The 24,414-nt window shown below is 72.3% G+C and carries 20 protein-coding genes; 3 read left to right on the top strand and 17 right to left on the bottom strand.

The window, feature by feature from the left end; translation table 11 throughout:
* Nucleotides 1-719 precede the first annotated feature (719 nt).
* From CC117_RS12000 to CC117_RS11955, 11 genes are all read right to left on the bottom strand, one after another.
* Nucleotides 720-1,856: a lysophospholipid acyltransferase family protein gene (locus tag CC117_RS12000; RefSeq protein WP_241830042.1), complete on the bottom strand. Its 1,137-nt coding sequence runs from the start codon at nucleotides 1,854-1,856 to the stop codon at nucleotides 720-722.
* A gap of 296 nt (nucleotides 1,857-2,152) precedes the next feature.
* Nucleotides 2,153-3,193 carry an NAD-dependent epimerase/dehydratase family protein gene (locus tag CC117_RS11995; protein ID WP_071083799.1) on the bottom strand — a complete coding sequence of 347 codons (1,041 nt, stop codon included), beginning with the start codon at nucleotides 3,191-3,193 and terminating at the stop codon, nucleotides 2,153-2,155.
* Between the two features lie 307 nt (nucleotides 3,194-3,500).
* Entirely contained in the window at nucleotides 3,501-4,367 is an 867-nt protein-coding gene (locus CC117_RS11990; protein ID WP_071083798.1) for an SAM hydrolase/SAM-dependent halogenase family protein, read from the bottom strand.
* 251 nt (nucleotides 4,368-4,618) lie between these two features.
* A complete protein-coding gene (locus CC117_RS34595) occupies nucleotides 4,619-4,717 on the bottom strand; it encodes a 30S ribosomal protein bS22 (protein ID WP_003948845.1) in 99 nt (32 codons plus the stop codon).
* Between the two features lie 113 nt (nucleotides 4,718-4,830).
* Nucleotides 4,831-5,691 carry a pyrroline-5-carboxylate reductase gene (gene proC, locus CC117_RS11985; protein ID WP_071083797.1) on the bottom strand — a complete coding sequence of 287 codons (861 nt, stop codon included), beginning with the start codon at nucleotides 5,689-5,691 and terminating at the stop codon, nucleotides 4,831-4,833.
* A 102-nt stretch (nucleotides 5,692-5,793) separates the two neighbouring features.
* Nucleotides 5,794-7,947, bottom strand: a complete 2,154-nt coding sequence (locus tag CC117_RS11980; protein ID WP_241830041.1) for an acyltransferase — start codon at nucleotides 7,945-7,947, stop codon at nucleotides 5,794-5,796.
* A gap of 430 nt (nucleotides 7,948-8,377) precedes the next feature.
* Nucleotides 8,378-9,127, bottom strand: coding sequence for a class I SAM-dependent methyltransferase (locus CC117_RS11975; protein ID WP_071083795.1), 750 nt, complete (start codon nucleotides 9,125-9,127; stop codon nucleotides 8,378-8,380).
* Between the two features lie 32 nt (nucleotides 9,128-9,159).
* Nucleotides 9,160-10,008, bottom strand: coding sequence for a sugar phosphate isomerase/epimerase family protein (locus tag CC117_RS11970; RefSeq protein WP_241830040.1), 849 nt, complete (start codon nucleotides 10,006-10,008; stop codon nucleotides 9,160-9,162).
* Nucleotides 10,009-10,307: 299 nt separating this feature from the next.
* Complete coding sequence (locus tag CC117_RS11965) at nucleotides 10,308-11,282, bottom strand: Ppx/GppA phosphatase family protein (RefSeq protein WP_071083987.1); 975 nt, start codon at nucleotides 11,280-11,282, stop codon at nucleotides 10,308-10,310.
* Between the two features lie 542 nt (nucleotides 11,283-11,824).
* Nucleotides 11,825-12,505 carry a response regulator transcription factor gene (locus CC117_RS11960; RefSeq protein ID WP_071083986.1) on the bottom strand — a complete coding sequence of 227 codons (681 nt, stop codon included), beginning with the start codon at nucleotides 12,503-12,505 and terminating at the stop codon, nucleotides 11,825-11,827.
* 157 nt (nucleotides 12,506-12,662) lie between these two features.
* Entirely contained in the window at nucleotides 12,663-14,012 is a 1,350-nt protein-coding gene (locus tag CC117_RS11955; RefSeq protein WP_084131967.1) for a sensor histidine kinase, read from the bottom strand.
* A gap of 423 nt (nucleotides 14,013-14,435) precedes the next feature.
* Between CC117_RS11955 and phoU the strand changes: the two genes are divergently transcribed.
* Nucleotides 14,436-15,080, top strand: a complete 645-nt coding sequence (phoU, locus tag CC117_RS11950) for a phosphate signaling complex protein PhoU (protein WP_018638564.1) — start codon at nucleotides 14,436-14,438, stop codon at nucleotides 15,078-15,080.
* 133 nt (nucleotides 15,081-15,213) lie between these two features.
* On the opposite strand, the gene CC117_RS11945 is transcribed toward phoU, so the two are convergent.
* Complete coding sequence (locus CC117_RS11945; protein ID WP_071083792.1) at nucleotides 15,214-15,951, bottom strand: phosphoglyceromutase; 738 nt, start codon at nucleotides 15,949-15,951, stop codon at nucleotides 15,214-15,216.
* Between the two features lie 431 nt (nucleotides 15,952-16,382).
* Between CC117_RS11945 and CC117_RS11940 the strand changes: the two genes are divergently transcribed.
* Together CC117_RS11940 and ygfZ are read left to right on the top strand one after the other, a co-directional pair.
* A complete protein-coding gene (locus CC117_RS11940) occupies nucleotides 16,383-16,817 on the top strand; it encodes a Fur family transcriptional regulator (RefSeq protein WP_018638566.1) in 435 nt (144 codons plus the stop codon).
* Between the two features lie 7 nt (nucleotides 16,818-16,824).
* A complete protein-coding gene (gene ygfZ / locus CC117_RS11935; RefSeq protein WP_071083791.1) occupies nucleotides 16,825-18,018 on the top strand; it encodes a CAF17-like 4Fe-4S cluster assembly/insertion protein YgfZ in 1,194 nt (397 codons plus the stop codon).
* Between the two features lie 126 nt (nucleotides 18,019-18,144).
* On the opposite strand, the gene CC117_RS11930 is transcribed toward ygfZ, so the two are convergent.
* The 5 genes from CC117_RS11930 to CC117_RS11910 form a co-directional block, all read right to left on the bottom strand.
* Complete coding sequence (locus tag CC117_RS11930; RefSeq protein WP_071083790.1) at nucleotides 18,145-19,494, bottom strand: transcriptional regulator; 1,350 nt, start codon at nucleotides 19,492-19,494, stop codon at nucleotides 18,145-18,147.
* Between the two features lie 422 nt (nucleotides 19,495-19,916).
* Nucleotides 19,917-21,038, bottom strand: coding sequence for an ABC transporter ATP-binding protein (locus CC117_RS11925; RefSeq protein WP_071083789.1), 1,122 nt, complete (start codon nucleotides 21,036-21,038; stop codon nucleotides 19,917-19,919).
* 22 nt (nucleotides 21,039-21,060) lie between these two features.
* Complete coding sequence (locus CC117_RS11920) at nucleotides 21,061-22,413, bottom strand: extracellular solute-binding protein (RefSeq protein WP_071083788.1); 1,353 nt, start codon at nucleotides 22,411-22,413, stop codon at nucleotides 21,061-21,063.
* A gap of 48 nt (nucleotides 22,414-22,461) precedes the next feature.
* Complete coding sequence (locus tag CC117_RS11915) at nucleotides 22,462-23,352, bottom strand: carbohydrate ABC transporter permease (RefSeq protein ID WP_084131965.1); 891 nt, start codon at nucleotides 23,350-23,352, stop codon at nucleotides 22,462-22,464.
* Nucleotides 23,349-24,296, bottom strand: a complete 948-nt coding sequence (locus CC117_RS11910) for a carbohydrate ABC transporter permease (RefSeq protein WP_071083787.1) — start codon at nucleotides 24,294-24,296, stop codon at nucleotides 23,349-23,351. Before CC117_RS11910 ends, CC117_RS11915 begins: the two co-directional genes overlap by 4 nt.
* Between the last annotated feature and the right edge of the window lie 118 nt (nucleotides 24,297-24,414).

Here is a 24,414-nt window from a genome sequence, read left to right as displayed (position 1 = left end):
GCCGTCGCACTATCGCCGCCAGCCGACGTTCCACCGGTGCCACGCACTGCGGCCATCTGCCGCCGCCATGGCCCCACCGCCGCCGACCCCTGAACCCGCCGTTCCCATCGGGACCCGTCAGCACATCCGCCCGCCGCATCACCAAGCCAGCCACCGGATTCCGCCTTCGACCGGGCGACACGAAGCCGGGGATCGGCACGCGAGAATCTGGCACCGCTGACACCTTTCGCCGCGGGTTCAGGCACCACTTCCGCATGATCGACGTCCTTCGCGTGGCCTTTCCTGAGAATGTCTTGACGTCCACTGGGGTTGATGTTTCACAAGACCTCGGGAACGAAAGGCCACGGAGAGGTCTTTAGTTTCTATCGTCCACACATCTACCCACCGCCGTCCACGCCCACCGGAATCCGGTCGTGTATCGGAGGATGGCTGTTCAGCGGCTTGGCGGCGCTCCTGGAGCCCGCGGTGGCGGGTGAACGGCCCGACTCGACGGGTCGCCAGCGCGCCGTCCACCGCCGTCACCGTCCGAACGACATCCACCAGCGCTCGGCGGCCGGRCAACCCGCGACTGGACATCGCCTCRACCCGGCGATCATGACCTTCGGTGGAACGTCTGGCAGGTGGCGCAGACCCGTTTTCCAACACGGGTGTCACCTTGGCCGACATCGCCTGGCGGGCCGACGGGCACGGCCTCCGCCCGGCCCCGCCGGGCGAGTGGGTCAGAAGAACACCGATCGGCGCTGCATCAGCAGGCCGTACAACGTGTGCTGGATCGTCTCCCGGATGCGGTCGGTCAGCTCGAAGACGAGCATCGGGTCGTCGGCCGCGGCCGACGTGTAGCCGGCCGTGTCCACCGGCTCACCGAACTCGATGATCCACTTGCTCGGCAGCGGGACAAGGCCGAGCAACCCAAGCCACGGGAACGTCGGCGTGATCGGCAGGTACGGCAGCCCCAGCACCCGCGCCAGTGTCCGGGAGTTGCCGATCATCGGGTAGATCTCCTCCGCGCCCACCACGGTGCACGGCACGATCGGCACCCCGGCCCGCAGCGCGGCCGAGACGAAACCGCCGCGGCCGAACCGCTGCAGTTTGTACCGCTCGCTGAACGGCTTGCCGATTCCCTTGAAACCCTCCGGCCACACCCCGACGAGGTGGCCGGCACCGAGCAGCCGCTCGGCGTCCGCCTGGCAGGCCAGGGTGTTGCCCGTCTTGCGGGCCAGCGGCGCGAGGAACGGCACCGCGAAGACCAGATCGGCGGCGAGCATCCGCAGGTGTCGGTGGGCCGGATGGTGGTCGAGGATGGCCACGGCGGTCATCAGCGCGTCCATCGGGATTGCGCCGGAGTGGTTCGAGACCACGAGCGCCCCGCCCTGGTCCGGAATGTTCTCCAGCCCCCGGGTCTCGACCCGGAAGTAGCTGCGGTAGATGGGCCGCAGCAGCGGCGCCACGACATGCTCGGTCAGATCGACGTCGAAGCCGTGCTCGTCCACGGTGTACTCGCCGGTGATGCGGCGGCGGAGGAAGGCGAGTATTTCGGCCAGTGCCCGCTCCAGATCCCCGGGATCGGCGGCCCGCTCCTCGGCCTCGGCCTCAACTTCGAATCCGCCATCCGCGGCACCGAGCCCGCTCTCCGCCCCGAACTCGAACTCCGGCCCGAGCTCCGGTGCCGGGCGGGGCGGTGGCTCCGCCGTCACAGCGGCCGCGGGACGGGCCGTGGCTTTGTTCTTCCCGCCGCGCGCGACGCGGGAGTCGTTTGCCCGACGCGAGCTGACCGCCCCGTTCACTCTGGCGGCACCGCCCTCCGTGTCGGCACCGTCCACCCCGCCGGCGGCGTTCCCTCGGCCTGCTCGCTTCACACTGCCGATTCCGTTGGTGCCGCCGGTGGTGTCGCCGGCTCCGTTGGTGCTGTTGGTTCCGTTGGTGCTGTTGGTTCCGTTCAGACCGACCGGTCTGCTCCGCCGGCCCGAGCCGTTCGACTCGGCGGACCCGGCGGACCCGGCGGACCCGTTCGATCTCGCCGGTCTGGGCTGGTCTGGCTGGCCCGCGCCACCGGCGGCCGAGTCGGATCTCCCCGGCGTCGCCGGGCCGGTACGTCCCTGCAGCGGCATCGGCACATCGGCCTCTCTCCCCGGCCCTCCGGGCTGGCCGCCCATCAGGATGCCCCGGCGGACCGGCGACCGGCGAGCGCGCCGCGTAGGCCGTGCTCCACCCTTGTGACCAGGTCGTGATCAATGGTGAACCGCAGCTGCCGGTGCCGCACGAAGCTGTCGAACGTCGCAACGGTCGAGTACCGCGGGACGTACCCGAAAACCTCCTTGAGCCTGGTGGTGTCCACCGCGCGCCCGTGCGCGAGGAACCCGAGCTGTTCGGAGGAGAAGTCGACGAGCCGCAGCCGGCGCGCGATGTTGCCCAGCGAGCCGACGGCCGGGAAGGGGACCGGCAGCGGCGGTCGCCCGGCCCGCCGGATCGCCTGGGACAACAGCAGGACGCCGTCGCCTGCCACGTTGAAGGTGCCGGCGTGGTCCTCGCTGGCGGCCTTCAGCAGGACAGCCATCGCGTCGTCGGCATGCAGAAGCTGGATACGCGGGTCGAATCCGAGAACGGTGGGGACCACCGGCAGGTCGAGATACCGGGCGAGCGGCGTGTCGACCCCGGGGCCCAGCACGTTCGCCAACCGCAGCACCGTCACCGCGATGTCGGGACGCCGCCGGCCGAAGCCGCGGACGTACCCCTCGACCTCGACAGCGTCCTTGGCGTACCCGCCGCCGGGGAATCCGCGCGGCTCCATCTCCTCCGTGAACAGCGCCGGGTCCCGCGGCGACGAGCCGTAGATGGACGTCGTCGACTTGACCACCAGCTTGCGGACCCCGGGGGCCTTCTGGCAGGCGGCGAGGAGCTGCATCGTCCCGATGACGTTGATCTCCTTCATCGCCGTCCGCCCGCCGGCGCCGAGCGGTGTCGCCAGCACGCTCAGGTGCAGCACGGTGTCGATCTCCGCGGTCGAGACCACCTTCGCGATCAGCGGGTTGCGGATGTCCACCCGGACGAACTGGGTGCGCCCGAGATCCTCCGTCGGGGCGATCGTGTCGACCCCGACGATGTCGACGATCTCCGGGTCAGCGGCGAGCGCCGCCGCGACCTGAGCTCCCAGGGGACGCGACACCCCCGTCACAAGCACGCGACGTGGCCTCATGGACGCCTCCCGCGCAGAACTCTCCGAGGTCGACCAGCGGCCGGCCCTGCGGGTCATCGTACGCCGCGCGCGACCCCCTTAACTGCACAGCGTCACAACCCGCCACCCGAAGTGCTACTTAGCGTAGCCGAAAGCCGATCGAGGTGCCCGAACCACCACCTGCGCCCACGGATGTCAGAACCGCCCCGGGGCCGTCTCGGCCGGCGCACGCACCGCCGCCACGCCGTTGTCCCCGTCAGCGGYACCACGCCATAAACCTCAGGACCTCAGGACCTCAGCACCTCAGTACCTCCGGACCGCCTGGGCCTCACCGCAGGCCTCGCGCCGCGGCGACGGCAGTGGCCGTGCGAGGGCCCGTGCGGGGCATCTGCGCGACCACGACGGAGTCCCCGCGCCGCAGCCGGAGCACCTCCGCCGCCCGCCCGCAGTTCACCGCGATCATGACCTGGCGCAGGGCGTCCTCGCAGAGCGCCAGCTCGCCGGCGGCGACCTCGCCGTACGTGTGGGCGAAGGGCATAGTGGTGAGCCGCGCGTCGGCCCGCACCTCGACGCGGTCACCGAGCAGGATGCCGGCCGCCTCGAGCTCGGCGCGGGTCATGTTCAGGGACAGGTTCCCGAAGTGGTCCACCGACACCACCTCGCCGTGGACGTGGTCGTCGTCCACATGGCAGGTACGCGGCTCGACCGAAACGAGCTCGGCGACGTCGAGCCGCGGGCCGACGTCCGCCGGGGAGAGCCCGGTGGCGAGCCGTGCGGCGACCGGCGCGTACACGTCACGGCCGCGGAACACCGCGGTCGGCAGCGGCAGCCACAGGTCCGGGTTGGAGATCTGGTAGGCCTCCTCGGCACCACCGAGAAGCTCCCAGCCGAGCGAGGCGACGCCGTTGTCCGGCACGACGAACAGTGACCCGTCCGCGGAGCGGACGACGATGCCGCGGGTGTAGCCGCTGGCGTCGAGCTGCTCGACCACGACCAGATGAATGCCGGACGGGAGGTAGCCGATGGCGCCGACGAGGGTCACCGCGGCCAGGCCGACGTCCTGCGGCTCGATCGAGTGACACAGGTCGAGGACCCTGGCCTCCGGCGCGTGCCTGGCGATGATGCCGTGGCAGACGCCGACGCAGGCGCCGTCCACCCCGTAGTCCGACATGAATGTGATCCACGTGCTGGYCATCGAACCCCCTGCGCCTGGCCAGCGCCGTTGCCGGCCACCCGACCAGCGTGCCATACAGTCACGGAACAAGCACGAAGGAGCACACAGAGTGAAACGGAGACGTTGCATGGAGGGTGCGCGGGCGCCCGTAGTACGGGGTCGAGCCCGGCGACCAGAACATTCCGCGCAGCAGCGGCCGGCGGCGTCGGCGGTGACCGGCACCCGGCATCACCGGCACCCGGTACTCGCCCGCCCCCGCCGCCCGCGGCCCGCTACTTCTTGTTGCGGCGCTGAACCCGTGTGCGCTTGAGCAGCTTGCGGTGCTTCTTCTTGGCCATACGCTTGCGACGCTTCTTGATTACTGAACCCACGAACCCGACCGATCTGTTGACGAAGTTTTTCCGAGCGAGCCTACCCGCCGGAACCCTGCGGTCCGGCAACCGGTGCACCTTCGCAGCGGACGGCGATGCCGAGTTGGCACATGTCAGGAGGCGCCGAGCTCGCGGGAGCGGGCACACGCCGCCTCCACCGCGTCCAGGACGGCCGCCCGGACACCGCCCCGGTCCAGCTGGCGCAGCGCCGCGATCGTGGTGCCGCCCGGCGAGGTGACCGCCTCGCGCAGCAGGGACGGATGCTCGCCCCCACCAGCACCACCAACGCCGCCAACGCCGCCCGCGTCACCGGGACCGGGCGCGTCGCGCAGCATCCGCGCGGAGCCGGCGGCGGTCTGCACCACCAGCTCGGCCGCGAGTGCCCGCGGGAGGCCCAGCAGCACCCCGCCCTCGATCATCGCCTCGATCAGGTAGAAGAAGTAGGCCGGGCCACTGCCGGAGAGTGCCGTGACCGCGTCGAGCTGGGCCTCGCTCACCCGCACGACCCGCCCGACCGGGCGCAGCATCTCCTCGACGGCGGCGAGGTGCTCGTCGCCGGCCCCCGGGCCGGCGCACAGGGCCGACATCGCCTCGTCCACGAGCAGCGGGGTGTTCGTCATGACCCGCACGACGGCGGTCCCCGGCGGCATCCGCTCGGCGACGAAGGTGGACGTCACGCCGGCGGCCACGGAGACGACCAGCGCCCCGGGCCGCACATGGTCGCGGATCTCCGCCAGCACGGAACCCATGTCCTGTGGCTTGACGGCCAGGACAACGACCTCGGCCTCGGCCACCGCGGCCGGCGGGTCGACCACCTTCACACCGAACGACGCGGCGATCTCCGCGGCCCGACGCTCGTCCCGCTCCGCCGCGAGCACATCGGACGGCGTCCGCCCGGCCCGCAGCAGGCCGGACAGCAGCGCGCCGCCGAGCCGACCCACCCCGACGATCGCGAGAACGCTCCTGCCCTGCACAGATCACTCCCCTCAGCTCCGCCGCCCGCCACCTGCCAGCCGGGCAGCGGCGCCGCCGGTGCAGGTTACGACCTCCCGGACCCGCGCGTTCCTACAGCGTTCCTACCAGCCGTCGCCCGCGCCGGGCATCGGCCCGAACAGCGGGTCGGGCTCGGCTGCCGGGCGGCCGGCCCGCGCACCGCGGTCACCGGTCGGCGGCCCCGCCGCGTGGTCCCGGTCGCCGGGGGCCGGCGTCCGGCCCCCGTGCCCGTACACCGGCTCCTCGCCGTAGTGGCCGTGCTGCCCGTGATGGCCGGACCCGTGCCCGGGAGGCGGGCTCGGGCGGCGCCCCGCCTCGGCGCCGGGGTCGGCGATCGCGGGCAGGCGCAGGTTCATGGTCTCGCCGACCACCCCGGCTCCGGCCGCCCGCGGGTCGGCCGGAGCCGGGGTCGCGCCGACGCCGACGCGGGTGTCCGGCCCGCGGCGCAGCGCCGGGTAGGCGGCCCAGTCCGGCACGGGTGTCGGCTCGCTCCAGCCGCCCGGGTGACCGGAGCCCACCGCGGGTCCGTGCTCGTACACCGGCGGGCCGTCCGGGCGGTCGTAGGTGACCGAGCCGGGACGCGGCCCGCCGAAGCCGGTGGCACCGGGTGCGCTCACCCGGTCGCGGCGGTCGGCCTGCGGCGGCACCTGGCGGGGATCCCGGTCGCGCAGGGGGTAGCCCTCATCCACCCAGTCGACGTCCGCCTCGGCCCGGGACTGCGCGCCCACCGGCTCCGGCTGGCGCGGCTCCCTCGGCCCTGGCACACCCCGAGGACCCAGCGGCTCCCGCGAATCCGACAGGTCCGACAGGTCCGACAGCTCGGGCAGGTCGACCAGGTCCCGCCCGCCGCGCTCGCCGGCCGGCCGGCCGTGATCCGTCCGGTCGCCACGATCCATCCGGTCGTCCCGGCCCGGCCCGTTGCCGGCACCGAGGCTGACGGGCGGGCGGGCAGCCTCGTCGGCGGCAGGACGGGCCGGGCCGCGCGGGGTGTCCGACCACTTCGGCCGGCGGGCCTGGATGGGCTTCTCGACGAAGCGGTTCACCACGTAGGCGGTGATGGTGGTGGCCACGGAGGCGACGAAAACCGCGGGCCACAGCCCGATCCGGGGGACGAGCTGGCCGGCCGCGGCCGAGATGAACGGGTAGTGCCACAGGTAGATGGTGTAGGTCATCTTCCCGAGCCAGGCCATCTTCGGATGGCCGAGCAGGCGCACCCAGGTGGCGTCCCGGTTCACGTCGGCGCCGATGATCAGGATGGCGCCGAGGACGGCGGTCGGCACGTAGGCCGTGTAGTCGATCCAGTTCGGGTCGTGCGCCTCCTTGGTCGGCCCAAGGAAACAGAGGAGCAGCATCACGATCGCGGCCGGCAGGCCGAGGGCGCCGAGCCGGCGGCCCGTCGTCCAGCGTTGGACCGCGGCGCGCGTGGCCGCGGAGGAGGCACCGCGGCTCCGGTCGCCACCGGAGCGGTCGGCCGCCGCACTCTGCCCGCCCTTACCGGGCTTCCCTTCGGCGGCGTCGTCCCGGCTGGCCGGRCCGGCAAGGGCCCGCAGGCGGTTGTCCCGCCAGACCGCGAGCAGGGCACCGATGAGCAGCGGCGCGATGTGGGTGTCGGCCGCCAGGTAGATCCGGGTGCGCGGGGCGCCGTTCGCGGCGAGGACGTACGTCCAGCCCAGGACGAGGCCGATCGAGGCGACCAGGAACATGAGCAGGTAGGGCCGCAGCCGTGCCGACCGTGCGAACAGCACGAACGCGAACGGCCAGACCAGGTAGAACTGCTCCTCCATCGACAGCGACCAGACGTGGGCCAGCCAGCGGCCGCCGCCGTCCGGGTGGGCGACCTTGTACCAGTTGTTGACGTTGAAGAAGGCGCTCAGCGTGCTTTTGATGTAGTCGTCGCGGTAGACGATGTCGTCCCACTTGAAGACAACCGTCACGGCGAGACCGACGAGCAGGTAGAACCACATCCCCGGCATCAGCCGGAACGCCCGCCGCACCAGGAAGCGCCCGATCGAGACGGTGCCTGTCCGGGCCTGCTCGGCCACCAGCAGTGTGGTGATCAGGAAGCCGCTCAGCACGCAGAACATGTCCACGGCGACGTTGCTGGCGTGGATCGCGCCCATGTGGCCGGCGAGGATGATGTAGATGCAGACGACGCGCAGGCCGTCGAGCGCCGGGTTGTAGGCGAACTTCGCCGCGGCGGTCGCCTCCGCAGCGCTCGCGCGCCTCGACGCCGGCACCCCGGGAACCCTCGGCGCTCCGGACACTCCAGACATTCCGGGCACACCGCGGCGCTGACCACCAGGACGCCCAGAGTCCGGCGGGCCGTCGGTCGCAGACCGGGAACCGGCTCTCACGATCGCGCGTCTCCTCGTCCAGCCAGGGAGACCGCGGCGAACCGGGCGTGGGCACCCGGCCATCCCTGGACCGTCGTCCGTCCACGGCCGGGGAGGACTTGACCGCCCCGCCATCCGCAGACAGGGTCACGACCGACAAGTCGGCCAGAAACCCACGAACCCGCAAGACGATAGCGGACGCCCTTTATCAGACATTCACCCACGTGCCTGACAGACCGCCGCACCGGAACGCCAGGACCTCGGCATCAGGCGGCCACCGGCAGTCGGGTGCGGGCGGGTCGGGCGGGTCGGGCGGGTGCGGGCGACGCGACCCTCAGGGGAGCCGGGCGACCACCAGCACCGTGCGGAAGGGCTCGATGATCAGGCCGTCCGGGAAGGAGCGCAGCAGCGAACGGCGCTCGGCGGCGAGGAAGTCCTCGACCCGGTCACCGATCGCGGCGACGAACGACTTCGAGCGCAGCCACGTCTCGTACCGGTCGAGGTCGATCTCCCGGTGCCACCGGCAGGTCACGGTGACAACCTCGGCGAACAGCCCGGTCCAGCGCAGCTCCTCGGCGAAGGGACGACTGCGGTAGTCCCGGGTGTAGCCGGGGCTCATCGCCTCCAGCCTGTCCTGCTGGCGCTGGTACCAGTGGAAGTCCTCGGCGTCGACGTCGTTCCACCACACGGCGAGCGAGCCGCCCGGACGCAGCACCCGAGCCGCCTCCGCCGCGGCGGCGGGCACCCCCACCCAGTGCCAGGCCTGGGCATAGGTGACCAGGTCGGCGCAGGCATCGCGCAGCGGCAGCGCCTCCCCGTCCCCCCGGACCACGGGCAGATCGGGGCTGTGCCGCCGCAGCCGGTCGAGCATCACCGGGCCCAGGTCGACGGGCAGGACCCGGGCGCCGCGGGCGAGCATCGCCCGGGTGGCGATCCCCGTCCCGGCCCCGACATCGACGACACCGGCCCCGGCGACGGGACGCCCGGCCAGCATCTCCAGGTCGACGAAGAGCTGGTCGGGATAGCTCGGCCGAGCCTGGTCATAGGCGTCGGCCAGCGGGTCGAAGAGTGATCCGGGGCTCACGCACCGATAGTGGACCTATCCGGCGGCCCGCGTCACGTCGCCGACGGGACGCCGGCAGGGGCGGCCAGGTTGAGCCGGGTGAAGGCCAGCGCCTCCGCGAGGTCGGCCTCCCGCTGGTCACGCGACTCCGCCCGGCGGGTGTTGATCTCGACGACGACGGTGCCGTCGAAACCGTTCACGGCGAGCCGCTCCAGCAGCGCGGCACACGGCTGCGTGCCGCGGCCGGGGACCAGGTGCTCGTCCTTGGCCAGCCCGGTGCCGTCGGCCATGTGGATGTGGGCGAGCCGGTCGCCGAGGCGGTCCGCCATCGCCATCGCGTCCGACCGGGAGACGCTGGTGTGGGAGAGGTCGAGCGTGACATGGCGGTACTCGTCGTCGACGGGGGACCAGTCGGGCGCGTAGGCCGAGACCTCGCGGCCCCGCGCGCGCAGCGGGAACATGTTCTCCACCGCGAAGCGGACGTCGGTCTCCCCCGCCATCCGATCGATGCCCGCGACGAACTCGCGGGCATAGTCCCGCTGCCACCGGAACGGTGGGTGTACGACGACCGTGGGCGCCTCGAGCGCCTCGGCCACCGAGCGCGCGCGCTGCAGCTTGGCCCACGGGTCGGTGCCCCACACCCGCTGGGTCAGCAGCAGGCAGGGCGCGTGCACCGCCAGGATCGGGATGCCGTGGTAGTCGCGGAGCCGGCGCAGCGCCTGCGGGTCCTGGCTGACCGGGTCCGTCCAGACCATGATCTCGACACCGTCGTAGCCGAGCCGGGCCGCCATCTCGAACGAGGTGGCCGTCGACTCCGGGTACGTGGACGCCGTGGACAGCGCGATCAGCCCACCGGACCCCGGCCGGGCGGCCGACCCGCCGGGCGCCACACCCGATCTCACGCCTGGTGGCCCACCTGGCGTCCACACACCTGGCGTCGCACCTGATGTCACGCCTGGCGTGGTCTCCTGCCGTGGCGTGACGAGGCCGGCTGGTGGCGCCGGCGGCGGGGTGGTCTCCGCCGCCGGTGCCACCGGCGCCGACCGCCTCCTGGCACCGCGTGGCTGCACGTCGACTCCCTGTCAGAACCTGGGGCGCAGGCCGCCGGACGGCTCGCCGCACGGGGCCCGCCCCGGACCGGTGAGGAACCGGTCCCTCCATCCAGGCTAGGCCATACTCCGCGGACCGCCGTCGGCGAGAGTCATCCCCCCGCGACGGGTGGGAGCGAGCGCGGGCCGTCCAGGCCGGACGTCAGCAGGTCGAGCCGGCGCAGGATCACCCCCTCGCGCAGAGCCCAGGGGCAGATCTCCACCTCGTCCAGGTTGAGCAGGTCAAGGGCCTCGGAGGCGACGACGGCACCGGCGATCAGCTGGCCGGCCCGCGACACCGACACCCCGGGCAGGGCCGCGCGCTCCGCCACCGACATCCGGCACACCCGGGCGGTGACGTCCACCAGGTCGGCCCGACGCAGCACCCGCCGCACGTACGGGCCCCGCCCGTACGGCTCCGCGCCGGCGATCCGGGCCAGCGAGCGGAACGTCTTCGACGTCGCCACTGCCCGGGTCGGCTCCCCGACGCTGTAGAGCGAGCCGACGACCGGAGCGATCTGCGCGCGGACGTAGCGTCGCAGCTCGCTCAGCTCGGCCCGCTTGGGTGGGTCGTTCTCGCCCAGCCAGTTCCTGGTCAGCCGGCTCGCGCCGAGCGGGAGGGAGGCGACGACGTCCGGGTCCTCGTGCATGCCGGCGCCGATCTCCAGCGAGCCACCGCCGATGTCTAGGGCGAGCAGGCGTCCCGCGCTCCAGCCCAACCACCGGCGGACCGCCAGGAAGGTGAGGCGCGCCTCGGCCTCGCCCGGCAGCACTGTGACCGACAGCCCGGTGTCAGCCCGCAGACGGGCGAGGACGGCGTCCCCGTCCGGCGCCTCGCGGACCGCCGACGTGGCGAACGCCACGAGATCGACCACATTCAGGTCCTGCGCGTGTGTCCGCAGCTCGTGGATGCAGTCGGTCAGCGCGCGTTCACCGTTGTCCGACAGGCGGCCCTCACCGTCGAGCAGCTCGACGAGCCGCAACGGCACCCGCACACTCGCGGCCGGCTGCGGCTGGCCACCACGGTGCGCGTCGACCACCAGCAGGTGGACGGTGTTCGAGCCGATGTCGATGACGCCGAGCCGCATCGGGCCATGGGTGTGYGCGGACGCCCCCCGCGTGCTGGTCCTGTCCAACTCCCCCACCTGCCCCGCCTCGACCGCGTCGGGCTGCTCGGGGGCCGTGACCGGAAACGCGACCGGAACCGTGACCGGAACCGCAGCCGCGATCGGGATCTCGGCGTCCGCCGCGGGCGCGCCCCAGTGCGGTTCCGGGGGCTCGGGCAGGTCGATGTCACCCGCGCCGGGACCCCGGCGAGTCAGGGTGGGCCTCAACCGCACTGCCGACCACCTGCCCAGACGACCATGGTCGCGGCGCCGCCGCGACCCGCTGCCCCACGGCGCCGGATCCCATGACGCTGTGTCCCTCGACCTGCTGTCCCTCGACCCGTTGCCCCTCGACCCGTTGCCCCACGCCCCTGTGCCACCGAGCTGGTCACCCCCTGTGTATGCCCTTGCCGACGTCCCGTGACCAGTACGCCGCGCAGCGGGTCAGCCCCGGAATCCCGACCGCTCCGGGGCATCCGTCGACGGTAGTGCCGTGGCCGCGGCCGCCCGGGAGAGGGAGGGGATCAGGGCTCGAACTTGTAACCAAGCCCACGTACGGTCACCAGATGGCGCGGCACCCCCGGCTCCGCCTCGATCTTGGTCCGTAGTCGCTTCACGTGGACGTCCAGCGTCTTGGTGTCCCCCACGTAGTCCGACCCCCAGACCCGGTCGATCAGCTGTCCGCGGGTGAGGACCCGGCCGGCGTTGCGCAGGAACATCTCCAGCAGCTCGAACTCCTTGAGCGGCAGCGCCACCTGGTCGCCGTCGACCGTCACGACGTGGCGCTCGACGTCCATCCGCACCCGGCCGACCTCCAGCGTGGCGTCGGAGACCTCCTCGGTCTCCACCCGGCGTCGCAGCACCGCGCGGATCCGCGCGACGAGCTCGCGCGCCGAGAACGGCTTGGTGACGTAGTCGTCCGCGCCCAGCTCGAGGCCGACCACCTTGTCGATCTYGCTGTCCCGCGCGGTGAGCATGATCACCGGGACGGTCGAGCGGGCCCGCAGGGTCCGGCAGACCTCGGTGCCGGAAAGRCCCGGCAGCATCAGGTCGAGCAGAATGAGGTCGGCACCACGGCGGTCGAACTCGGCCAGCGCGCTCGGCCCGTCGCCGACGACCGCGACCTCGAAGCCCTCCCGCTCCAACATGAACGACAACGCATCGGAGAAGGACTCCTCGTCCTCGACCACGAGCAGCCTGGTCACCGTCACGCTCCCTGTCTTCTTTTCCTCGTCCGCCGGGATCTCCGGGGACGACATCGACGTRCCACGCGGTGTCACGCCGCGCGGCGTCAGCCGTCGGAACGGCTCGGCGCCGGAACAGGGGCCACCGCGAGAAGGCCGGTCGAAACCGGCAGTCAGGTCAGCCCGCGCTGCTGCCGCCGCCGCCGCGACCGGCCGAGGAGACATCCGGCGCCACCGGCTGACCTGTCTGTGACGTCCGGTTACTCCCGGACGGTCCGCGCACAGTGTCCAGCACTGCGGCGCCGCTGTACCCCGAATCAGCACGATCACCGTTACCGACGCGATCAGCGCGCACCGCTCGGTCGGAGCCGCCGCCACGGGCCACGGGCTCGTCCGCGCCGGACGGCAGCCGGAGCGTGAAGGTCGAGCCGCGGCCCTCCGCGCTCCACACGCTCACCGAACCACCGTGATTGGTCGCGATGTGCTTGACGATTGCCAGGCCGAGACCGGTTCCGCCGGTCGCCCGGGAACGGGCCGGGTCGGCCCGATAGAAACGCTCGAAAACCCTTTCGAGGTCCTTCTCGGCAATGCCGATGCCTTCGTCGGCGACGGAGATCTCGATTGTTTCCGCGACCCGCCGGACACCGAGCACGACGCGGGTACCGCGGGGTGAGTAGCTGATCGCGTTGTCGAGCAGGTTGGCGACCGCGGTCACCAGCTGGCCCTCGTCGCCGCGCACCCTCAGCCCACCTGCACCGATGACGGCGACGGAGATCTCCTGGGCCTGGGCGTTGAAACGGTTCCGGTCGACAGCCTCGGCGAGGACGACGGACACCGGCACCGGCGCGAGCTCCGGCATGGGATCGGCGCCCTGCAGCCGGGACAGGTCGATGATCTCCTGGACCAGGCGGGCCAGCCGGGCCGACTCGTGCGTCATCCGCGAGGCGAAGCGGCGGATGGCGACGGGATCCTCACTGGCCGCGCCCACCGCCTCCGCGAGGATGTGGAGCGCTCCGACGGGCGTCTTGAGCTCGTGGCTCACATTGGCGACGAAGTCGCGCCGCACGGCCTCGACCCGCCGGGAGTCGGTGATGTCGTCGAGGAGCACCGAGACGTACCCACTGTCACCGAGCGGCCGCGCGTAGGCCCACACCGCGAGCGTGGTCTGGTCCGGTCGCGCCCTGGTGAGTGGCGGTTCCGGCACCGGCGGCAGATCGAGCTGGCGGTTACGTTCCGCACCGGCCAGGCGGCAGGCGATGACGAGGTCCGCCACCTCCATGACGCCGAGCCGGTCCCCGTCCACGACGCCCATCCGTCGCGCGGCCGAGTTGACCAGCACGACGACATCCTCGGCGTCCACCACGACCAGCCCGGAGGGCAGCCCCGCGATGACCTGCCGGACAAGCGCGGGTGGCAGCGAGTGCGGGCCGGTCATCCCCGCTGCAGGGCGGCGCCCCGATGCCGGAGCCGAGCCGCTCCCATCCGCCTGGTCGTCATGCAGGTCCTGGTCAGGCCGCTGCGCGGTCACCGTGTCCGCTCCCCGCCGGTCAGATCCGTGCCGGTCAGATCCGTGCCGGTCCGTTTCGCTGTGCCGGCCTGCCTCGCCGCTGCGCCACCCCACGCCACGACCGTTTCACAGTGACGGGCAGCACTATGGGGGGTGCCCGACCGGTCACCGGTGGCACAACCGCCGGGAAACGAAAGATGACCAGGAGTCAGCACAACACCCGACCTGTCCGCCACGTGCCGAATGCTAGGCCCCACCAGGTCGTCCGCGCTTTGCCATGCAATGTTTCACCGCCGATGGTCGCCAGCTGTTCATCCGTCCTATCGTCGATGTTCACCGGGCGGCGACAGCTGCGCTTCATCGTCGGACGTCAACCCCCGAGGACCACCGAACGACTGTGATCGAATGGTGCTCCGAACCTCCCCGAGATGTAAGGAGCTGTCTGTGCGGGACGTCTTTCAGGAAGAACTGGAGAGCATCAACCGGTCACTCATAGAGATGACCAACATGGTTGCCTCCGCCATGGCCCGCGCCACGACCTCACTCCTCGACGCCGATCTGCAGCTGGCCGAGAACGTGATCAGCGCGGACGAGACCGTCGACCTGCTCCGCAACGAGATCGAGGAGCGCGCGTTCGACGTGATGGCGCGCCAGGCGCCGGTCGCGACCGACCTTCGGATGATGGTCACCACCCTGCGCATCGTGGCCGACCTGGAGCGGATGGGTGACCTCGCTCTCCACGTGGCCAAGGTCGCGCGCCGCCGCTACCCCGGGCGTGCGGTCCCGCCGGAGCTGCACTCAACGATCCTGCAGATGGGCCAGGTCGCCCAGCGCATCGTCGCCAAGGCCGGATCGGTGATCGCCAGCAGCGACGCCGAGCTCGCCAAGGAGCTCGAGGCCGACGACGACGCGATGGACAGCCTGCACCGCGCCCTGTTCCACGTGCTGATCGAGAAGCCCTGGACGCACGGCATGGAGGCGGCGATCGACATCACCCTGTGCGGGCGCTACTACGAGCGGTACGCCGACCACGCCGTGTCGGTGGCCCGCCGGGTCATCTACCTGGTCACCGGAGAGAAGCCGGCCTGACCGGATCGACCCGAACCGGCCGACCCGGGCCCAGCCGTCAGCGGGGCCGGGCTGACCAGCCAGGGGCGGGCCAGCTCCGCACGCTCCGATGCCTTCTACTTCTGCTGTCCTCTGCTTCTACTTCTGCTGTTCTCTACTTCTTCTTTCCCTGCGCCGCGACCGCCGCGGCGGCGGCCTCGGCCGTGTCAGGGTCCAGATAGCCCGAGTCCACCACCTTCAGGTCATCGTCGAGCTCGTAGCGCAGCGGGATGCCGGTCGGGATGTTCAGGCCGGCGATGTCCGTGTCGGAGATCCCGTCCAGGTGCTTGACCAGCGCACGCAGCGAGTTGCCGTGCGCGGCGACCAGCACCGTCTGGCCGGCGCGCAGGTCCGGGACGATGGCGTCGTACCAGTAGGGCAGCATCCGGATCACGACGTCCCGCAGGCACTCGGTCAGCGGGATGACATCGGGAGCCAGATCGGCGTAGCGCTCGTCCACGCCGCTGGTCTGGCCCGGTTCGATCGGCGGGGGCGGGGTGTCGTAGGAGCGGCGCCAGAGCATGAACTGCTCCTCGCCGTACTTCTCCAGCGTCTCGGCCTTGTTCAGCCCCTGCAGGCCGCCGTAGTGCCGTTCGTTCAGCCGCCAGTGGCGTCGCACCGGCACCCAGCCGCGACCGGCCGCGTCGAGGGCGAGCGTTGCGGTCCGGATCGCCCGGGTGAGCAGGGAGGTGTGCACGACGTCCGGGAGCACGCCCACCTCCCGGAGCAGCTCACCGCCCCGCGTCGCCTCCTTGAGGCCCTTCTCGGAAAGATCGACGTCCACCCAGCCGGTGAACAGGTTCTCGCGGTTCCACGTGCTCTCGCCGTGGCGGAGCAGGACGAGCGTCGGYATAGGTGAATCCTGCCCGCTCGGGCCGGTCCACGGCCAGTGTCACGGTGTCGTCCCGCAACGCAGAAACCCCCGGGCTTCCACTCTGCCTGGTAGGCGGAGTGGGCCGTCGGGACTGATCGACGGCACCCGGGGGCCCGGTAACTGCCTGGTTCTCGCCGGCGCCGGTGCCCGAGGGCCACCCGGCAAGGGTGAGGACCACGAGACCGGCTAGCTGACAGTCACCTCACGAGTCCTATGTGCATACAAAGCGTGGACCACCTCCCTTCTCGTGTACCGGGAACGCTACGCGCGCCACGGGGGGCGCCGCAATCTGTTTTTTCGGCGGGTCGCCCGCGTCACTCGTCACGGCCTGTTCGCGGTCGCCCGTTGTGGTCCGGTCGAACGGCAACCGCACGGCACGGCAACCGCGCGGCACGGCCTAGACTCACTTCATGGCGGCCGACGTCGATAACTGGCACACCCGGCTGCGCGCGAGCGGGCACCGGCTCACGCCGCAACGGCAGCTCGTGCTGGAGGCCGTCGCGAAACTCGGGCACGCCACTCCGGAGGCGATCGTCCACGAGGTCCGGCAGACCGCGAGCGCGGTGAACATCTCCACCGTGTACCGCACCCTCGACCTGCTCGAGGAGCTCGAGCTTGTCTCCCACGCACATCTCGGGCACGGCGCGCCCACTTACCACGTCACCGGAGTTGATCCCCATGTGCACCTGGTCTGCGGCGCGTGCGGCGCCATCCAGGAGATCTCGCCGGAGCGGCTCGCCGGCATCGTCGGCGAGCTGCGCGCCGAGCTCGGCTTCGTGGTCGACATGGACCACCTGACACTGGCGGGCCGGTGTGCGGAGTGCTTGGCCCTCGGCCGGCGTTGAACCGGTCATGAGCACCGACACCGAGGCCCTCCGCACCGCCCCGGCCCCCTCCCCGCTGCTCGGGTGGCCGGGCGCCGTCGCCGCCGCCGAGCCGGATGCCGCGGTCGCGGCCCACTACGGCGACCCGCTGCGCGAGCAGCGCCTGGCCACGACCGGGGCCGCGCTGGTCGACCGTTCCAACCGCGAGGTGGTGCGGATCACCGGCCCGGACCGGCTGACCTGGCTGCACAGCATCACCTCCCAGCACCTGTCCCAGCTCGCCCCGATGCGCGGCACCGAGGCGCTGGTGCTCTCCCCGCACGGCCATGTCGAGCATCACCTCGTGCTCGCGGATGACGGCGCGGCCGTCTGGATCGACGTCGAGCCCACCACCTCCGGGCGGCTGCTGTCGTTCCTGAGGTCGATGCAGTTCATGCTCCGCGTCGAGCCGACCGAGGTGACCGACGGCGTCGCCGTGCTCTCGCTGGTCGGGCCGCGGGCGGACGAGGTCGCCGCGGCCGTGTTCGGCCCCGAGGCCGTCCCGGGCGCCGGCGGTGGTTCCGGAGCGGCCGACGCCGGCACGGCCACGAGTGCCGGTGCGGTGACCACCGGCCCCTACCCGGTCGGCCAGGCCGGGGCGGCGGGCGGTGGCCAGCGCCCGCTGCTGCGGCGGATGCCGTACGGCCTGGACCTGCTCGTGCCGCGCGCCGACCTCGCCGCCACCGCTGACCGGCTGAGGGCTGCCGGCGCCACAACCGCCGGCCTGGGCGCCTTCGAGGCGCTGCGGATCGCCGACCGGCGGCCTCGGCTGAACCGGGAGACCGACCACCGCACGATCCCGCACGAGGTCGGCTGGCTGACGAACGCCGTCCACCTCGACAAGGGCTGCTACCGCGGCCAGGAGACCGTGGCACGGGTGCACAACCTCGGCCGCCCGCCCCGCCGCCTGGTGCTTCTGCACCTGGACGGCATGGTTGCGGCCCCGGGCTGCGCGGTCACCGCGGACGGGCGGGCCGTCGGCTTCGTCGGGTCGTCCGAGATGCACCACGAGCTGGGCCCGATCGCGCTGGCCGTGGTGAAGCGATCGACCGGCGCCGGCGTCCCGCTGGTCGTGACGGATCCGGACGGTGCGCAGGTCGCGGCGACGATCGACCCCGAGGCGGAGCTGGCCGCGCCGACCCGGCCCGCCGGTCGACTGCACCGTCCGGGCACCGAGGGCTGACCTCGGGCCGCCCTGCCCGCGGGCAGGGCGGCCGGGCCCGCGGGCAGGACAGGCAGGGCCAGCGGGAAGGACGGCCAGGGCCAGCGGACGACCCGTCCACGGTCGGGTCGTCCGGGCCAGGACCGCTCAGGCCATCCGGGCGAGGGCCTGGTCCAGCTCCCGGGCGAACGAGGCCGACGAGTGTCGGCGCAGCCGGCGCCGAAGCTCGTCCGCCCGCCGGCTGTTGCGCTTCGACCGGGTCGACTCCAGCATCGGCAGGGCCTCCCGGGCGATCGAGCATCCGGCGTCGAGGTTGCCGAGGTCCATCTGGACGGCCGCCCGCCGCAGCATGTAGGTGGCCCGGTCACGGGTCCGCTCGTTGGTGCGGATCGCCAGCGACCGCTCCAGCCACCGGTCGGCCTGCACGAGATGGCCGAGGTCGATGTAGCAGCTGCCGACCTGCGCCTGGTACTCCGCGTCGTCGAAGTAGGCGGACCAGGCCGGGTCCTCGGAGCGGGCCTCGACGAACGCCGCCTCGGCACAGGCCAGGGCCTGCGCGCACAGGCTGGACTCGCCGAGCGCCGCGTGGGCGCGGGCGCGGCGCATCTGCAACATCGCCGCGACCCGCCCGCCCGCGCGCCGGGCGCTGGCGACAGCGGCCTCCGCCAGGTCGACGGCCTCCCGCGGGCGGGCGAAGTCGACGCACTGCAGGGACATGTTCTTCAGGACGTTCGCGCCGAGCATCCGGTCACCGGCCGCGTGCGCGGCGTGCAGGGCGGTCACCCAGTACCGCTGCGCCGCCGTCTGGTAGCCGGAGTCGAAGGAGACCCAGCCGGCGAAGCGGGCAAGCTCGGCGGCCACCAGGTGCAGGTGGCGGCCGATCGCCTCGGTGTAGGAGCCACGCGCGAGCAGCTCGGCGACGACACCCAGCTCGGCGTCGACGAGGCGGCGGACGCTCTCGCCACCGAGACGCTCGTCCATCACCCGCAGGCCCGGGATGTTGTGCTCGATCCGGTTGACGATCTGCTCGTCCACCCGCCCGCCGGCGAGGGCCGCGTGCAGTCGTGCCGGCTCCAGGCTGAGCCACTCCGACGACAGCGAGGCGACGCCCGGCCCGGTGATGGTCAGGAAGCCGCGCCGGTCGGTCAGCGCGTCCTCGACGACGTCCATCAGCGCGGTGACACTGCCGGTGGACGACCACGGGTACTCGGTGCGGACGGCGTCGCCCGTCGGGAGCCACGCCGGCCAGGGGTGCGACTCGAGCCGGTCGGCCGGGACGCCGAGCTCGGCGGCGAGGGCCAGCTGGGAGACCCGGTCCGGCACCACCCCGCGGTGTTCCCAGCGCCAGACCTTCTGCCGTTCCGCGGCCATGTTCGCGACGCCGAGATCTCGGGCACGCCGCGCGACGACGCGTGCCAGCCGTTGGTAGGACCACCCCCGCTGGGCGCGGACGAAGGCGAGTGGGTGGGTGCAGGCGTGGGCATTGTCCGTCAGCATCGGCGTATCTCCTCTGAGTCGCTGACACAGTCGATTGCGTGACCAGCTCGCAACGCTATGTCGCGACATCTTCGTGTCCCAGGCAAGAGGAGAGTGCGATGTGTGCAGAGAGGTAACGCACAGACCACTTCACAGCGCTGATTGCACGGTTCGCGCACCTACGCGCGTGCGACCATCCCCGACATCGCCCCGCAGAAGCCAGATGCGGCACAGGGAGGGACAAGTCCGGCGGTGTCGCACGGTCGGCCGACGCAGACCGCCAGCGGGAACCCCGTCCGGGTTATGCCGCGATTGCCCTGGAATGAGCTTTCACCATCGGAGGCACGTCCGACCAGGGACCAAGGTCCGTCTCTGCGCCCATGAGCAGACACCGAAGCCAACAGCACATCTCCGGACCGAGACCGGACGAGCCGAGCCTGCGGTCAGGAGGGCTGGCGGGCCTGCGGGACGGTGAGCGCCCGGCCGTCCGGGCCGAAGCAGAGCAGCGCCGTCGCGGGCGCCGTCACCGTCACCGGCTCGTCGGGCACCACCGGGACGGCCGCGTCCACCCGGACACCGACCATTCCCGTGGCCGTTCGCACGTACATGGTCCGCTCGGCGCCGAGCCGCTCGGCGACGACCACGTGCCCCTGCACGCTGAACTCGCCGCCCGCGGAGGGGCCGCTCGCGCCACGGACGAGGCGCAGGTGCTCCGGCCGGACGCCGACGGCGGTGGCGGCGGCCGGCGCCGGGACGACGAAGCCGGAGCCGGGGCCGCGCAGCTGGCCGTCCGACCAGGTGCCCTCGAAGACGTTCATCGGCGGGCTGCCGACGAAGGTCGCCACGAAGCGGGTCGCCGGCAGGTCGTAGATCGCGTCCGGGGTCCCGATCTGTTCGATGGCCCCGTGGTTCATGACGGCGACCCGGTCGCCGACCGCCATCGCCTCGGCCTGGTCGTGCGTCACGAACACCGCGGTGGTGCCGAGCCGGCGGAGCAGGTCGACGATCTCCACCCGCAGCTCGACCCGCAGCTTCGCGTCCAGCCCGGACATCGGCTCGTCGAGGAGCACGACCCGGGCGCGGGTCGCGATCGCCCGGCCGATGGCCACCCGCTGGCGCTGCCCGCCGGACATCTGGGCCGGCCGCCGCCGGGCCAGATCGGCGATGCCCAGCATCCGCAGGGTCTCGGCGGCGCGGTCGCGCGCGTCCGCCCGGGACATCCCGCGCCCGTACCGCAGGGCCAGCACCAGGTTGTCCGTCGCGGACAGATGCGGGTACAGGGCGAAGTGCTGGAAGACCATGGAGACGTCCCGCTGGTGCGGTGGGACCCCCACCTGACTGCGGTCGTCGAACCGCAGATCGCCGGCGGTCGGCTGGTCGAGGCCGGCGATGATGCGCAGCAGCGTCGACTTTCCCGACCCGGACGGCCCCAGCAGCGCGACGATCTCGCCCGCGGCGATGGTGAGGTCGACCCCGGCGAGGGCGTGCACGGGGCCGAAGGTCCGCCCGATGCCCACGGCCTCGATCCGCGCCCCCGCGACCGCGGTGACCGCGCCCGCCGTCACCGGGCCCCACCCGTCATCCTGGTCATCGGGTCAGTGCCTCCGCCTCAGCCTGGGCCGCGGCCAGGGTCTGGTCGATGTCAGCGCCGCCCATGATCCGCACCACCTGGTCGGACATGGCCTGCGGCAGTTCGCCGCCACGCGCGCCGCCCCAGGAGGGGGGCGCCACCAGCGACGGTGCGAGGTCGTTGAACGCCCGGAGCTGAGGGTACTGCCGGTACAGCGGCTCCAGCCGGGCCAGCGCCTCGGTGTCGACTGGCAGGTAGCTCAGCGATTCGGTGCTCGCCACGATGACGTCCGGTGCCAGCAGGGAGACGACCAGCTCGGTCGCCATCTCCCGCTGGCACTGGTCCTCGGCGAGCACGGTCAGCGCGTTTCCGCCGGCGACCGGCGCCTGGGTGCCGCCCGGCAGGGTGGGGAACGGCACCGCACCGGCGCGGAACCCGCGCTCGCCCTGGTCCTGGATGAACCGCAGGCCGCCGGCGAGCGTCGCCACCGTCACCATCGTCATCGCGGTCTCCTTGCGGATCCCGAACCGGGGCAGCCCCTGGCTGGTCGGGCTGTCCGACTGCGGCCCGTAGCTGGCCACCCTGGCCAGGAACTGCGCGGCCGCCCGCGCCTGCGGGGTGTTCAGCCGCGGCCGGCCGGCGTCATCCTGGATGGGCACGCCCCCCGACGAGGCGAGGTTGTTCAGCGTCCACTGCGCGAACCCCTGGCCGGTCGGGATGTCGATCGGCTGGATGTCCTGTCCGGAGGCCCGGATCCGCTCGGCCGCGGCGATCACGCCGTCGGTCGTCGTCAGCGTCGCCGGGTCGACCCCGGCGCGTTCCAGGACGTCGAGGTTGTAGGCGAGCGCGAGCGTCGAGACCTGCTGGGGGATGCCGATCTGGCGGCCGCCGACCTGGCCGAGCGGCGTCATCCGCTGGTCGTAGGACGCCCGCAGCAGGCGGGGGGACAGCTCCTGGGCGCCGAGCTGGGCGGCGAAGGTCGGCAGCACGTCGAAGCCGGCGACGGCGACGTCGGCCCGCTGGCCGGCGGACCGGTCCGCACTCAGCTGCTGGACCAGCGCCGTGTAGGTGGGCGCGGTGGCGACGATCTCCACGGTGAGGCCGGGATGCGCCTTCTCCAGGTAGGCCTTGCCGGACCTGGCGACGTCGTTCAGGTTCGCCACCGCGTACATCCGCAGTGTCTTCACCTGGGCGGCGCACCGGGGCGACGCCTTGGCCCCGGCGACGTCGTCGACGCCGGCGGCGGCCGGCCGGGCGGTCGGGCGCAGGCTCTCGGACGGGTCGGGCGTCGAACCGCCCCCGCTGCACGCCGCCAGGGTGACCAGGGCTGCCGCGACGGCCGCGGGCACCGCCCGCCGGATACGGATCACGGTTTTTCCTCCCGACAGACCGGGCCTGCGCGCTCACTCATCGTCCCGTCAGTCCCCCTGACCGGTGCCCGAGATGCCGGCTGCCAGCCGGCGCTGGGCCACGATGAACACGAGCAGGGTCGGCAGGCTGATGATGAGTGATCCCGCGGCGAGCTGGGCGAAGTCGGGCAGGGCGGAACTCCTGCTGGTCAGYCCGGCCAGGGCGAGCGGCGGGGTGGCGATGTCCGGTGACCGCGCCACGAGCAGCGGCCACAGGTACTCGTTGAACGAGAGCAGGAAGCTGAACACGCTCACGGTCGCGATGGCCGGGGCACACAGCGGGACGACGACCCGGCGCAGGGTGCGCGGCGTCCCGAGACCGTCCATCCGCGCCGCCTCCAGCACCGACGCCGGGATCGTGGTCATGTACTGGCGCAGCAGGAAGATCATGGCCGCGTGGGTCATGAACGGCAGCACCAGGCCGACACGGGTGTCGGCGAGCCCGAATGCCGAGATCGTCACGTAGTTCGGCACCGCCGTGACCTGCGGCGGGACGAGCAGCGTGGCGAGCACCACCCCGAAGAGCACCGACCGCCCGCGGAACGGCACCCAGGCGAACGCGTAGGCCGCCGGGATCGCCGTGAGCAGCTGGAGCGCCAGGATCGCGAGACTGACGCCCACACCGGTCAGCAGCGCCGGCCCGAGATCGGCCGCCCGCCAGGCGCTTTCGAAGGCCCGGAAGCTCACCGAGGACGGGAGCGGGTTGGCCGACATCCCGAGCGCGTTCTGCGGCGGCCCGAGGGCCGTGCGCAGCATCCAGACGAACGGCAGAAGCGCCGTGGTGACACCCACGGCGAGAAACGCGAAGCGCACCGTCCCGGACAGGGCCCGGGCCGGCCACAGGCCTGCCCGCGCTCCACCGGAGGCCGCCGGCGACGCGCTCGCCGCCTCCCCCGTCACCGCCGGGCTCCTTCCAGCGCGGGTGCTGCCCCGGCGGGCGCGCCCGCGTCCTCGCGGGCCACCCGCAGGCGCCGGCCGAGCAGCGCACCGGCGGCGCCGATGAGCACCACGGTGACCAGCAGCAACAAAGCGATCATGGATGCGTAGCCGATCCGGAAGGAACCGGTGAAGCCGACCTGGTAGATGTAGTAGATGATCGTCGTGCTGGAGTCGAGCGGGCCGCCGTCGGTCAGCACCGCGACCGTCTCGAAGGTCTGCAGGGTCAGGACCGTGACGAAGACGGCGAGGAAGACGGTCGTCGGGCCCAGCAGCGGCAGCGTGATGTGGCGCAGCCGCGCCAGCCCGCGGACGCCGTCCACCTCCGCCGCCTCGTAGACGGAGGGCGGGATGGCGGTGAGCCCGGCGAGGTAGACCACGAACACGAAGCTCGTCAGCCGCCAGCCCCCGACCAGCGCGACGACCGGCAGCGCCGTGTCACTGTCGCCCAGCCAGTTCTGCGGGTCGACACCCACGACGCCGACCAGGGTGTTCGCCAGGCCGTCCGGGCTGGCGTCGAAGATGTATCGGAACACGACTGCCATCGCCACGATGTTCGCGCTTGCCGGCAGAAACAACGCAAAGCGGACCACAGGCCGGCCACGGGCGACGCTGTTCGCGGCCAGCGCGAGYAGCAGGCCGAGCACAACGGACGGAATGACCGTCAACAGGCAGTAGACGAGCGTGTTGCGGACGGCCCGGCCGAGATCCGGGTCGGACAGTGCCTCCCGCAGGTTCGCGGTGCCCACCCAGTGGAAGTCGACACCGGTGAGCTTCTTGTCCGTCCCCGCGACAAAGGCGGACACGGCAGCCGGCCCGATGACGAACACGCACAACCCGACCAGAGCCGGGGTCACCAGAGCGGCTGCGCGCCAGCCGTCACGCCCGGCCCTCGTACGCTCCGCCACGGTTACGCATCTTGGCCCCGCGAGGATGCGTACGCACGCACCGGGTGCGGGAAAAAGGTGACCAGGCGGGTCATTTCCGAACTATTGGCTGGTGACCGCCCGGCGAGGTGCTGACGAC

Source organism: Parafrankia colletiae (assembly GCF_001854655.1).
GTDB classification, from domain to species: domain Bacteria; phylum Actinomycetota; class Actinomycetes; order Frankiales; family Frankiaceae; genus Parafrankia; species Parafrankia colletiae.
The sequence above is the reverse complement of the archived record's forward strand: the minus strand, read 5'-3'. Positions and strand labels throughout refer to the sequence as shown.